This is a genomic window from Dyella acidiphila (assembly GCF_014863405.1).
In the GTDB taxonomy this organism is placed as follows: Bacteria; Pseudomonadota; Gammaproteobacteria; order Xanthomonadales; family Rhodanobacteraceae; genus Dyella_B; species Dyella_B acidiphila.
In genome coordinates, this window is record NZ_JACZZA010000015.1 from 23,596 (window position 1) to 37,273 (window position 13,678).

The following is a 13,678-nucleotide window of genomic DNA, read 5'->3' on the forward strand; positions in this document are numbered from 1 at the left end:
GCGACTTACATCTCCGGTGCCCCAAACCAGGTATGTAGCGCCTGCTCAAGCGCCCGCTCCATCGCATCGCCCACCCACGCCACATGCCCATCGGGGCGCACCAGCACCGCGCCGGGCGCTGGCACGCTGCCAAGTACCGGCAATTCCCACGCACCGGTGTAGCTCGCATCGACCATGCGCACGCGATGGCGCCACGGCGTGATGTCGATCCCGCCCGGTGCGCCGAAGTGGAGCAGCAATGGCTGCGCATCGTGCAGCAGCGAGAACACCCGCACGGTTCCCGCGGCGGTAAGCAGATCCAGATCGGGCATGCGGCGACCCAGCAGCGGATGTCCCTCGCCGAAGTCGTAATGCACATCCAGGCCGGACATCATGCCGACCAGCCGCTTGCGCGGTTCGTCCATGGCGAAGATGCCGCCCAGCAGATCGGCCAGCGCCTTGCTGCACGGATCCGGACGGCGCAGCGCCACCTGCGCCAGCGAGTTCTGCAGCACGCGCGCAGCGACCGGATGGCGTTCGGCCTGATAGGTATCGAGCAGGCTTTCCGGCGATATCCGCTTGAGCACCTGCGCCAGTTTCCAGCCCAGATTCACCGCGTCCTGCATGCCGAGATTGAGGCCCTGGCCGCCGAGCGGCGCGTGCACGTGCGCAGCGTCACCGGCCAGCAGCACGCGCTGCTGGCGGTAATGAGTGGCCTGGCGCGCCATATCGTTGAAGCGCGACATCCGGCTGGGGCTGTGGATGCCGTAATCGGTGCCGTAGGTGGCGATCAGCGCGGCGCGAATATCCTGCAAGGTAGGCTGGCCCGATTCGAGTTGCCGCTCGGTCAACACGATCACCGCGCGATCGCCATCTTCCAGCTTGCCGATCGCATGCGTGCCGATGGCATCGTGGCGAAAACCCCACACCGGCTCTTCGCGCAGTTCCGCCTCGACGATCAGCCAGCTGACCGTTGCATCGGCGCCGGCGAAATCGATGCCGGTCATCTTGCGGATCAGGCTGCGCCCGCCATCGCAGCCGACCAGATACTGCGCACGCAGCGACTGGCCATCGGCGAGTGTGATCTCCACCGCTTCATCGTATTGCGTGAAGCCGGTTACCTCGCGCTCGCGATAGATCGGCACACCCAGTTCGACCACCCATTCGGCCAGGATCCGCTCGACATGACGCTGCACCAGCCCCAGTACGTAGTTGTGCCGGGTGGGAAAGTCGCTGATGTCGAGCGGAATCTGGAAGTGCACCATGGGATAGGTGCGGCCCTGCGAGAGAAAGCGCTCGGCAATACCGCGCTGGTCGAGCACTTCGATGCTGCGCGTATGCAGGCCGAGCGCGCGCGAGCCGATCAGTTCCTGGCTGCTGCGCCGCTCGATCAGGGCCACGTCGATACCCGCCAGCGCCAGCTCGCCCGCCAGCATCAGTCCGGTGGGGCCGGCACCGGCGATCGCCACGGCGTGCGCGCTCATCGCCATGCTCCGAACGGCCGTGCGTACAGCAATTCCTGGGCGCCGAATATGCACAACTGCAGTGCGAGCGCTGCCATGGGTTGAAAGATGTGGTGCGACACGTACGCCGATAACATCACACGCATTTCACGACTCCCGCTTCGCCGACTCCGGCATCGGCGGGCGATGCTGCGCCATGCACCCGGCCTTACGGCAAGCCCCATGGGGGGATATACTCTGAAGCGGGAAGGAGCTATTGAGCTCCTTTTTTTGTGGGCTGGTGGTTCCGGACTGGATCCGAGGGTGAGCCAACCACGTTGGTCGCTAGGGCAGATATTTGTCGGGTTACCCCCGAATCAAATCCGGGGTAACCCAGCCTGCGCGTTAAGCGCTGGCCGCTTGCCTAGAACTCGATGTGGGCGCGTAGGCCGGCGAAGCGGGCCGGGCCGCGGTCGCGGTTGTAGCCGGGGTTGCGGATGAACTGGAAGTCCGGGCTGAGGCTGAGGTGATCGATCACGGCGACGTTGTAGTACAGCTCGGTAATCTGTTCGGGCCCATAATGCAGCGTGCCATCGCCCAGCAGGAAACCGTCGCCGCCCAATTGCAGGTAGTTGGCGTGGATGCGCGACAGGCCGTCGATCGCTACACCCAGGCCCAGGCGATCGTCGGGACGATTCCAATGCACGCCCGATAGCTGGAAACCGCCGCTGAGCAGACGATCCACTTCGGTGAAGATGAAGGATTCGCTGTGGCCGTCGTTCCAGCCGGCGCGCATGAAGAAACCGGTGTCGCCATTGTCCGCCACCGGCAATTCACCGTTGATGCCGACACCGAACTTGTGGCGGCCCGGTGCATCGTCATCGTGCACATTCGGCAACTGGCCGGTGAGTTCGGCGATATCGATCGCCTGCTGGTAAAGACCCATGTTGCCCTTGTTGTAGAAACCAAGGAAACGCAGCGCCCAGCCGTCGGGATCGGGCTGCAGGGTAAGTTCCAGCTGCTGGCCGTTCGATTCGCTCAGCGAGGAAATCAGGCGCTGGCCGTTCGCTTCATACGGCATGCGATAAATGCCGTAGCGCAGGCTCCAGCCCGGCATGATCCAGCCAAGCATCACGCCATAGGTGTAGCCGCGCGTATCGGCGGCGAAGTCCCAGGTAGTGTTGTTCCATAGCGACCAATTCATGAACTGCGTGCGCGTGGCATCGGCGTAGCGGTTCTTGTCGAAATCGTCGTTCACCGCCATCAGGCCGATTTTTGCTTCCAGGTGCTCGCTGGCTTCGCTGCCCGGCAGTTGATCCTGCGCGCGCTCGACCGGCTTGCTGTCGCCGCCCAGCGGCAGGGTCCAGCGCAGATAGCTGCGCGCGATATACGGCGTCTTGCCCAGGCTGGCCACGCCGGAGCGGATGATGTCGCCGTTGGTCAGGCCGCCCAGGCCGGTGGCGTTGCTGACGCCTTCGCCCTTGAACATTTCCACGTCGAGATAAAACTGCAGGTGTGCGGGGAGCTGCACGCCGAAGTAGGCGCCGAAGGTATGCGAGCGTGCGGTGGAAGTGTTCGGGTCGAGGCTGAGCGGGCCGCTATAGGGCGAGTGCACGCGAAATTGGTGCTGATCGACGAAGGTGTACTGGGCGCCGAGCCATTGGGGGACGAACAGCGGGGCGTCGTCGGCGTGGGCGGCGAGGGGCAGGGCGCCGAGCAGAAGGTATGGCAGGATTTTGCCTGGAATTGGGCGCTTGAGCGATTTGATCATGAGGAAAAGAGGCGAGCGTCCAGGGGAGTGCGTAGGCGATGTGGGTGCAGCGAAGTAGATGTTTGATGCCCGTTGTCGTCATTCCGGCAACGGCCTGAATGACCATCATGAAGCTTGTACGATCCAGCAAGCGCGTGCCAACAAACAGAAATAAAAAGGCCGCCTTGCGGCGGCCTTTCATCTACAGCACACAACAAGACATTACGCGCTGCGCGAGGCCTTCTTGCGATCGTTCTCGGTCAGATGCTTCTTGCGCAGACGGATTTCCTTCGGCGTGACTTCGACCAGCTCGTCATCGTCGATAAAGTCCAGCGCCTGTTCCAGCGAGAACTTGGTGGCGGGCGTGAGCTGGATCGCATCGTCCTTGCCCGAGGCGCGCATATTGGTCAGCGGCTTGGGCTTGATCGCATTGACGGTGAGGTCGTTGTCCTTGGCGTGGATGCCCACCAGCTGGCCTTCGTATACCGAGTCGCCTTCGGCGGCAAACAGCTTGCCGCGTTCCTGCAGCGGCCCCAGCGAATAGGCAGGGGTGGTGCCGGGGGCGTTGGCGATCATCACGCCGTTGAGGCGCTTGGCGATCTGGCCTTCTTCCTTCGGACCGTAATGGTCGAACACGTGGAACAGCAGGCCCGAGCCCTGGGTGAGGGTCTTGAACTGGTTCTGGAAGCCGATCAGGCCGCGCGCCGGAATCATGTATTCCAGGCGCACACGACCCTTGCCGTCGGGTTCCATGTTCTTCAGCTGGCCCTTGCGCATGCCCAGGCGCTCCATCACCGGACCCTGGTGGTTTTCTTCCACGTCGACCACCAGCTGCTCGATCGGCTCCATCTTCTGGCCGTCGATATCCTTGATGATCACTTCCGGACGCGACACGGCCAGTTCATAGCCTTCGCGGCGCATGTTCTCGATCAGCACCGACAAGTGCAGCTCGCCGCGGCCGGAAACCAGGAACTTGTCCGCATCCGAACCCTGTTCCACGCGCAGCGCCACGTTGTGCACCTGCTCGCGGTCGAGGCGGTCCTTCAGCTGGCGGCTGGTGAGGAACTTGCCGCCGGAGAGATCCTTGTTGCCGGCGAACGGCGAGTTGTTCACCTGGAAGGTCATGCTGATGGTGGGCTCGTCCACGGTCAGCGCGGGCAGCGCCTCGGGCGCGTCCAGCGCGCAGACGGTGTCGGAAATGGTCAGCTCCTGGATGCCGGAGATGGCGACGATGTCGCCCGCTTCGGCGCTGTCCTGCTCGATGCGCTCAAGGCCGAGGAAGCCCAGCACCTGCAGCACCTTGCCCTGGCGCTTCTTGCCGTGGCGGTCGATCACCGCCACCGGCATGTTCTTCTTCAGCGTGCCGCGCTGGATGCGGCCGATGCCGATCACGCCCACGAAGTTGTTGTAGTCCAGCTGGCTGATGCGCATCTGGAACGGTCCGGTGGGGTCCACGTCCGGTTTCGGTGCGTGGTCCATGATCGCCTGGTAGAGCGGGGTCATGTCGCCTTCGCGGGCATGCTCGTCCAGCGAGGCATAGCCGTTCAGCGCCGAGGCGTAGACGATCGGGAAATCCATCTGTTCCGGCGTGGCGCCGAGACGATCGAACAGATCCCACACCTGCTCGACCACCCACTCCGGGCGGGAGCCGGGACGGTCGATCTTGTTGATCACCACGATCGGCTTGAAGCCCATCGCGAACGCCTTCTGCGTCACGAAGCGGGTCTGCGGCATGGGGCCGTCCATCGCGTCGACCAGGATCAGCACGGTATCCACCATCGACAGCACGCGCTCCACCTCGCCGCCGAAGTCGGCATGGCCTGGGGTGTCGACGATGTTGATGCGGTTGCCCTGCCAGGTGATGGCGGTGTTCTTGGCCAGGATGGTGATGCCGCGTTCCTTTTCCTGGTCGTTGCTGTCCATCACGCGTTCGGCCAGCACGGTGCGCTCGGACAGGGTGCCCGACTGCTTCAGGAGCTGGTCGACGAGGGTGGTTTTGCCATGGTCGACGTGGGCGACGATGGCGATATTGCGCAGGTTTTCGATGGACATGAGTAAATGGCTTGGGCCGGCCGTAGGGCCGCCGCGCAGGTTTCGGTAGGGTTAACCTGCGGATTATACGGAGTTATGTGACAGCTTGCTTGAAGTTGGCGCCGGGCCCGATTTGGCCCTTGCCCCAAGGCAGGCCAGACCGCCAGGCCGCGTAGGTTGGGTTTACCCCGGACTTGCTCCGGGGGTAACCCAATAGATGCCTGTTCCTTTGGCCTGATCGTGCACGTCGCGTCGATCTGCTCCCTCCCCTGCGTGGCAGGGGAGGGCTGGGGTGGGGTTGCCCGCGCTTGCCCCAACACCCATCACACCGCGATGCAGCTGCGTAGGTTGGGTTAGCGCAGCGTAACCCAACGGATGTCTGTTCCTTCGGCCTCAGGGGGCATGTCGCCAGTTGGGGAGATTGCCTGCGGCGCTTTCGGCCCCTTCGGGCCCGAGTCACTTTCTCTTGCGTGCCCAAGAGAAAGTAACCAAAGAGAAGGGCACCCCGAGGGAGCGCTTGATGGGCGTCCTGCCCATCAAGTGCGTGAAGGGTGGGAGGGGCTTTTCGAAAGCACATCCTGTGCTGACGAAAAGGCATGGGCATCCGTGCCCATGCCCCCTGCGGGGCCTTGTCCTCCCACCCTTCACCGCTCCCCAGGGGCCCCGGGTAGAGCGGCGCGCCTTCCTGGCGCGCACTTTGTGCCGGTGCGTTGCACCGGTAAAAGCGTGGGGTTCTCCGCACGTTGTGTAGTGCGCCACATTCAATCTCGCGCCATCGGCTCCCTCCCCTACGTCAGTAGGGGAGGGTTGGGGTGGGGTTGCTCGCGCTTGCCCCAACACCCATCGCACCGCGATGCAGCCGCGTAGGTTGGGTTAGCGCAGCGTAACCCAACGGATGTCTGTTCCTTTGGCCTTAGGGGGGGGCATGTCGCCAGTTTGGGAGATTGCCTGCGGCGCTTTCGGCCCCTGCGGGCCCGAGTCACTTTTCTTTGCGTGCCCAACGCTTAGCGGTGGCTGTTGCACAAACCTCATAGCTCCCAACAACGGTGGACGTGTCCGCGGGCGATGGGCTCGCTTTGATAAGCAAAGTGCGTACGTAAGCGGGCGCACCAAACTGCTGCCGCCATGTTCATGCCGTCGATGGCCTCTTGCGCACCTTCAGCGTAACCAGTGGAACACGCCTAGATGGCCACAAGCTATCGTTCCGGCAAATCATTCGTCTACTCATACATGCCGAGGCGTCTCCCAAGGGGACGACCTTGGTTGCGACATCGAATGCGGTCTGCATGGCTGAAAAATGCTCTCAGCAAAACATCATGAAAATTCGCGAGGCAATCATGGAGAATGCTAATGCCTCTAATCAACCGAAACTGTCAGGGACTATCCATATGGATGGCATGCATGTATGCGGGAAATTTCGGCGTACGAATCGACGTATGAAAGCAACGGCCAATTCGGTTTTGACAGTACATGGTAACGCTGAGATCAAAAGGCGATTGCCGGCAATCAATCCTCATTCCAAAGACAACCAACGGCGTGCCAAGAACAAGCGTGTAGCGATTGCAATGGTTGAAGTGGATGCTCAGCATGGTGGAGCGAAACGCACCATTGTCGCTATGTGTCGATCGGAAAACGCCAGAGATGTGTTGCAACTTGCAAGGCAATACATTGAGCCAGGAGCACAAATTTTCACTGACGAAAATCCAGCCTATAACGGACTCGGAGAATTGTTTGAACACTATGTTGTCAACCACAGTGTCGAGTATTCGACTCCTGAAGGCATTAACGAAAACTTGGCGGAAAGCTTCTTCTCCAGGGTAAGGCGCAGCGAATATGGGGTGCATCATGGTTTTCGCCCCACGTACATGACCTTCTATATGCACGAATACGCTTGGCGTGAAACGCATAGACGTAAAACTCAGCACGAGAAGATTAAACAGCTCGCCACTTGGTTGCTTACCCCAACCTATTCCAGGTACTGGAGGGGATATCACTGCGGAAATCGACGCAGTCACTTGCGACATCCGCGCCCGGAAATCGTCATGGGACCTGTGGATGCACCGTGGCAAGATGCCAGGAGCAAGGCTCGCGGGGGCCGCGATCGCGGGACTTCGTAAGCATTCCGCGCGTAGCCATGTTGCATAGTCTCACCCGGACGTGAGCTTTAACGCGCTCTATCTGATCCAGGTCTGATCTCACATTTGAAGGCATGGCATCAAGTACGGTCGCCACGATAACCCTCGTGGTGGCCGTACCATTTTCAGATTGGCGCAAGACTCTATAAATCAAACGTGTGAGGCCACCGCGTCCCAGCATGTATGGATTGTGCTGGGGCCGGATCGGACGCAATTCCTCAGCGTTGATTCTTATTTCATGCATTTGCATGACGGCCTCGATCTGCCGCTTCTGTTCTTGTAGTTCCCTAATTTCCTTGTCGAAAACAACTATTTGCTCCCTCATCTGGGCTAAATGATCCTGTTTACGCAGGATTTGGCCCGCAAGCCGGGTTTGCTTGTGTAGCAGCCATTTCAGTGATGATGGTGTCTTTGCGTGCATCCCGAAAGATTAGGTCGATCATCTGGTCCAGTCTTGTGCAACAGCCACCGCTAAGCGGTGCCCAAAGAAAAGTAACCCAAAGAAAGGGCACCCCAGGGGAGCGCTTGATGGGCGTCCTGCCCATCAAGTGCGTGAAGGATGGGAGGGGCTTTTCGACAGCACATCCTGTGCTGACGAAAAGGCATGGGCATCCGTGCCCATGCCCCCTGCGGGGCCTTGTCCTCCCACCCTTCACCGCTCCCCAGGGGCCCCGGGTAGAGCAGCGCGCCATCCTGGCGCGCACTGTTTGCCGGCTTGCGCCGGTAGAGCATGGGGCTCTCCGTAACGATGCCCTTCACGGACTTGATGGGCAGGACGCCCATCAAGCGCTCCCTCGGGGTGCCCTTTCTTTGGGTTACTTTTCTTTGGGCACGCAAAGAAAAGTGACTCGGGCCCGAAGGGGCCGAAAGCGCCGCAGGCAATCTCTCAAACCAGCGAAATGCACAACGAGGCGAGCGCATAACTCGAGGCAAGCGCGAGCAACCCCACCCCAACCCTCCCCTGCCGAGCAGGGGAGGGAGCAGGTCAACGTGGTATGCGCGATCAGGCCGAGGGCGCAAACATCTGTTGGGTTACGCTGCGCTAACCCAACCTGCGGTTGGCCGCTCGAAGAGGGAGCGGATCGCGCGCGATTCAACACCACGCAGTGCGGCTGGCCGCACATCAGCACACCTCAAACCACCCCGGCCAGATAAAACACCCCGATCACCACCAGCACCGCCCCGGTCTTGATCAAGGTCACCGCAAAAATATCCCGATAAGACTGTCGATGCGTCAGTCCCGTCACCGCCAGCAAGGTGATCACCGCCCCGTTGTGCGGCAGGGTATCCATCCCCCCCGAAGCCATCGCGGCCACCCGATGCAACACCTCCATCGGAATCCCCGCCGCCTTCGCGTTGTGGATGAACGTATCGGCCATCGCCGCCAGCGCAATGCTCATCCCGCCCGAGGCGGAACCGGTAATGCCGGCCAGTGCGGTCACCGATACCGCTTCATTGAGCAGCGGATTGGGTACGGCATGCAGCGCGTCGGCTACGGTGCGGAAGCCGGGCAAGGCGGCGATCACGGCGCCGAAGCCGTATTCGGAGGCGGTGTTCATCGAGGCCAGCAGTGCGCCGGCAACAGCGCTCTTGCTGCCTTCGGCAAAATGCCGTGACACCGGCCGCCATGCCGACACCAGCACGCACAGGATGCCCAGCAACAACGCGCCTTCCACCGCCCAGATCGCGGCGATCTTGGATACCTCCTGTACCACCGGCGCCGCATGGCCGACTACCGCCGGTACGAACGATTGGGTGCTGCCGTACCACTGCGGAATCCAGCGTGTGAACAGCAGATTGCCTACGCCGACCAGCACCAGCGGCAATAGCGCGAGCAAGGGATGCGCGAGTTTGCTGCCGTCGAACGGTGCCGGTTCGTTGAGCAGGCTGTCGCCATAGCCTTCGCCTGCGGCAAGCGCTTTGCGCCGGCGCGATTCGAGGTAAAGCATGCCGACGGCAAGAATGAACAGCGCGCCCAGCGTGCCCAGCCAGGGCGCGGCCCAGGCGGTGGTGCCGAAGAACGCGGTGGGAATGATGTTCTGGATCTGCGGCGTGCCGGGCAGTGCATCCATAGTGAAAGTGAATGCGCCCAGCGCGATGGTGCCGGGGATCAGGCGCTTGGGAATATCCGATTCGCGGAACAGTTCCACCGCGAACGGATAGACCGCGAACACAACCACGAACAGCGATACGCCGCCATAGGTCAGCAGCGCGCACACCAGCACGATCGACAGCATCGCGCGGCTGCGTCCGACCAGGCCGATGGTGGATGCGACGATGGCCTTGGAAAAGCCGGACAGCTCGATCAGCTTGCCGAATACCGCGCCCAGCATGAAGACCGGGAAATACAGCTTCAGAAAGCCGACCATCTTGTCCATGAACAAGCCGGTGAAGATCGGCGCCACCAGCCGCGGATCGGTGAGCAGCACGGCGCCCAGCGCGGCGATCGGGGCGAACAGGATCACGCTGTAACCGCGGTACGCCGCCAGCATCAGAAAGCACAATGCCGCCAGCACGATAAGAAAGGCCATTCCATCCATCCTTTGCATGGGCCTGAAGCACAGGCGCCATGCAGTATCCCCACAGCCTTGCACGGCACGGCACTGTACGAAGGTACAAGTGTCGGTTGGCGCGCTGCTGCCTAAGCTGCGCAGCATGGGCATCCGTGGGCGGATGCACGCACCGCGAGGGGAAACATGAAGCGTAGCCATTTGAGTCTGGCGATAGGTCTGGCCGTGGGCCTGGCCGGTGCCGCGCCGCTGTATGCGCAGCAGACCAGCAGCACCGACAACAGCGCGAGCCAGACGCAGGGCAATGCGAGCCCGAGCAGCGCGAAGAAGCTCGACCAGGTCACCGTCACCGCGCGCAAGCGCGAGGAAACGCTGCAGGATGTGCCGATTGCGGTGACCGCGCTTACCGCGCAATCGCTCTACAACCAGAACGTGCAGGATCTGAGCGATCTGCAGGGCAAGGTGCCGGATATGCAGATCTATGCGGCGCGCGGTTCCAACACCACGCTTACCGCTTATATCCGCGGCATGGGCCAGGCCGATCCCACCTGGGGCTTCGATCCGGCGGTGGGCATCTATCTGGACGATGTATACATGGCACGCCCGCAGGGCACCTTGCTGGATGTGTTCGACGTGGACCGCATCGAAGTGCTGCGTGGTCCGCAGGGCACGCTATACGGCAAGAACACCATCGGCGGCGCGATCAAGTACGTGTCCAAGCCGCTGCCGACCAAGACCGAAGGCTCGGTGGAAGTCACCACCGGTACGCACGGCGAGAAGGATGTGAAGGCCGCGCTGGGCGGCGCCTCGGCCGATGGCGTGTGGCGCGGGCGGGTGGCGGTGGCCAGCGAGCACAACAATGGCTTCGGCACCGATGTGCTTACCGGCAGCCGCAACGGCAACAAGAACACCAATGCGGCGCGCGCCACGCTGGGCTTCTTCCCCACCAGCAATTTCAATGCGCAGCTGGAAATTGACGGCATGCACGACAATTCCAATCCGCGCGGCGCGAAGATGCTGGTGGCCAACAGCTTCTATCCGCAGTACCAGCCGCTATCCAGCGATTACGACACGCGCAGCGGCATGTCGCAGCTCAACTGGACGCGCATGAAGGGCGCGGCGCTGACCATGAACTGGATTGTCAGCCAGAACTGGACGCTGAAATCGGTAAGTGCGTACCGCTCTTCCAGCACCGAAAGCAATATCGACTTCGACACCTTGCCGGTGGCCGTGGCGGACGTGGGGGCGATCTACAAGGATCACCAGTTCTCGCAGGAAATCCAGGCCAACTACGATGCCGGCGGCGCCGTGCATGGCGTGATGGGCGTGTACTACTTCAACGGCTCGGCTTCCGGCGATATCGACAATATCTTCCTCGGCTCGCCGCCGTACAGCACGTTGGGGCTGGCCGAGTACGGCAATACCGGCGGCAGCATGGGTACGCGCAGCTATGCCGGCTACGGCGATTTCACCTGGGACATTAGCCCGCTGTGGAGCCTGGACGTGGGTGCGCGCTACACCGACGAAACCAAGACGGCGGTGATCCAGAACTACGCTTATTCCAATGCCAACTTCAATGTGCCGATCGCGGTGCTGGCCAATTTCGCCGGCTCGCACGCATCGCATAATATTTCGCCGAAAGTCTCGCTCGATTACAGCGCCAGCGAGCAAGTGAAGTTGTATGCCAGCTACAGCGAGGGCTTCCACTCGGGCGGCTACAACATCCGCGCCAACTGCGCCGAAATTCCCAGCTCCTGCCGGCCGATCGCGGACGAGAACGTGAAGTCCTACGAGCTGGGCAGCAAGATGAGCTTCTTCGACGACAGCCTGATGTTGAACACCGCGCTGTTCCACAACATCTACTCGAACATCCAGCTGTCGGTGTTCAGTTCCTACACCGAGCCGAACGGAAGCCAGGGGTTCTTCGGCGATTTTACCAACGCCGGCAAGGGCCATATCGACGGTATGGAAGAAGAGTTTGCCTGGTATCCCTCGCAGCAGTGGACCATCAGCGGCAACTTCTCCTACCTGCATACCAAGTACACCGAGTTCTACAGCGAAGGCGTGAATATCGCCAATACGCAGTACTTCACCAATGCGCCGAAGTGGTCGGGCGCACTGAACCTGCAGCGCTCGTTCCCGCTGGGTGCGTATGGCGATCTCAGCGCGCGTCTGAGTTACCAGTACCAGACCTCGGTATGGCCGGAGACTACGCTGTCGCCGCTGATCAAGCAGGGCTCGTATGGGCTGATCAACGCCGGCCTGATCTGGCAGATCGACCAGCCGTGGTCGCTCAGCCTGCAGGGCACCAACCTGGGCGACAAGTCGTATCGCACCACCGGCTACAACATTGCGGCGCTGGGTATTGTCACCGGTTTCTACGGGCCGCCGCGGATGGTGACTTTGTCGGCCAAATACACGTTCTGAGATTGGACACCGTGCCATCCCTCACTAGCCCGTCATCCCGGCGAAGGCCGGGACCCAGCGTCTTTCACGCGGCGAAGCCACTGGGTCCCGGCCTTCGCCGGGATGACGGTGAGGGTTTGGAATAGATTGCCGCGAGCCCGCAGCTGATGTATTCGCAAACATCCAGTCAAGCGGGCATGACGGCCTCAGCGGTGTCCCACTTTTCGGCAAGGAGCGTAATCATGCGTACCATCACAAAACTATGTATGGCCGTGATATTCGCTGCCGCCGCCGCACACGCCGATGATGCCGTGCAGCCGCTGCCACATCTGAAGCTCGATCCCGCGCGTGTCGCCGTGGCTGGCTTGTCTTCCGGCGCGTATATGGCGACCCAGATGCAGCTCGCCTATCCGGATATTTTCCCCAATGCGGCCTTGGTGGCCGGCGGCCCCTACGCCTGCGCCCAAGGCAAGCTGCAGCTGGCGCTGAGCACCTGCATGAAAGGCACGCCCGCACCGGATCCCGTGGCCTTGTTGGCCACGGCCAAGCAACGTGCAGCGGCAGGGCAAATCGGTCCGCTGCAGGATCTCGCGCATGGCCGCGTGTATCTTCTGCACGGCACCGCCGACACCGTGGTGGCGCCGGCGGTCGCGGAAGCGGCGGCGCATTTCTACCAGGCACTGCATGACGAGCCGGGCATGTCGGGCTTGCAGGTGGTGGACGATGGGCAACGTGCCTTCAGCCATAACCTGCCGCTGGCGGCGAGTGGCGACGATTGCGGCAAGTCCGTTTCACCGTATCTGGGGCACTGCGGTTTCGATGCGGCGGGCGCGATCTTTACGCAAATGTTCGGTGCAGCACCACACGCTGCCGCTGCGCAGGCACAAGGCGAATTGCGCCGCTTCGATCAGGATGCATTGCGCCAGGGCGGCAAGGATGCCTTGCTGGCGACGACCGGTTATCTGTACGTGCCACCCGCTTGCGCTGCCGGCAAGCCGTGCGGCCTGCTGGTGGCTTTCCATGGCTGCAAGCAGAATGCCGAAGCCGTCGGTCAGGCCTTCGTCAAGGATGCCGGCTTCAACCGCTGGGCGGACGTCTACAACGTCGCCATCCTGTATCCTCAGACGCGCGCAAGCTTTGCGCCTTTGAATCCGCAGGCATGCTGGGATTGGTGGGGATATTCGGGCAGCGACTACGACACGCGGCACGGTGTGCAGCCGGCGTGGGTGGTGGCTGCGGTGAGGGCGCTGGGGTTGCCGCTACGGCATTGATACACACCCGCGCCGCTTTCTTTTCGGGAAAACGGCAATCCTCCACAACCCGTCATCCCGGCGAAGGCCGGGACCCAGTGTCTTTCGCGCGCCGAAGTCACTGGGTCCCGGCCTTCGCTGGGATGACGGGTGAGCGTGCGTTTTGCAGATATCC

General features: G+C 61.9%; 7 protein-coding genes. 3 read left to right on the forward strand and 4 right to left on the reverse strand.

All coding sequences use genetic code 11. From position 1 onward, the window contains the following. Window positions 1-5: 5 nt before the first annotated feature. From IGX34_RS19630 to typA, 3 genes are all read right to left on the reverse strand, one after another. The gene (locus IGX34_RS19630) at window positions 6-1,463 is read right to left on the reverse strand and encodes an FAD-dependent monooxygenase (RefSeq protein WP_192557446.1); all 1,458 of its coding nucleotides are present in this window, start codon (window positions 1,461-1,463) and stop codon (window positions 6-8) included. Window positions 1,464-1,845: 382 nt separating this feature from the next. Next, window positions 1,846-3,192, reverse strand: a complete 1,347-nt coding sequence (locus tag IGX34_RS19635) for a carbohydrate porin (RefSeq protein ID WP_192557447.1) — start codon at window positions 3,190-3,192, stop codon at window positions 1,846-1,848. Window positions 3,193-3,393: 201 nt separating this feature from the next. Beyond that, the gene (typA, locus tag IGX34_RS19640; RefSeq protein ID WP_192557448.1) at window positions 3,394-5,223 is read right to left on the reverse strand and encodes a translational GTPase TypA; all 1,830 of its coding nucleotides are present in this window, start codon (window positions 5,221-5,223) and stop codon (window positions 3,394-3,396) included. A gap of 1,265 nt (window positions 5,224-6,488) precedes the next feature. Between typA and IGX34_RS19645 the strand changes: the two genes are divergently transcribed. After that, window positions 6,489-7,319: an IS1595 family transposase gene (locus tag IGX34_RS19645; RefSeq protein ID WP_225737637.1), complete on the forward strand. Its 831-nt coding sequence runs from the start codon at window positions 6,489-6,491 to the stop codon at window positions 7,317-7,319. 1,151 nt (window positions 7,320-8,470) lie between these two features. On the opposite strand, the gene IGX34_RS19650 is transcribed toward IGX34_RS19645, so the two are convergent. Beyond that, the gene (locus IGX34_RS19650) at window positions 8,471-9,868 is read right to left on the reverse strand and encodes a GntP family permease (RefSeq protein WP_192557450.1); all 1,398 of its coding nucleotides are present in this window, start codon (window positions 9,866-9,868) and stop codon (window positions 8,471-8,473) included. 165 nt (window positions 9,869-10,033) lie between these two features. Between IGX34_RS19650 and IGX34_RS19655 the strand changes: the two genes are divergently transcribed. Together IGX34_RS19655 and IGX34_RS19660 are read left to right on the forward strand one after the other, a co-directional pair. Continuing rightward, window positions 10,034-12,274 (forward strand): TonB-dependent receptor, encoded by a 2,241-nt coding sequence (locus IGX34_RS19655; RefSeq protein WP_192557451.1) that lies wholly within the window; start codon window positions 10,034-10,036, stop codon window positions 12,272-12,274. Between the two features lie 221 nt (window positions 12,275-12,495). Beyond that, window positions 12,496-13,524, forward strand: coding sequence for an extracellular catalytic domain type 2 short-chain-length polyhydroxyalkanoate depolymerase (locus IGX34_RS19660; RefSeq protein WP_192557452.1), 1,029 nt, complete (start codon window positions 12,496-12,498; stop codon window positions 13,522-13,524). The last annotated feature ends 154 nt before the right edge of the window (window positions 13,525-13,678 follow it).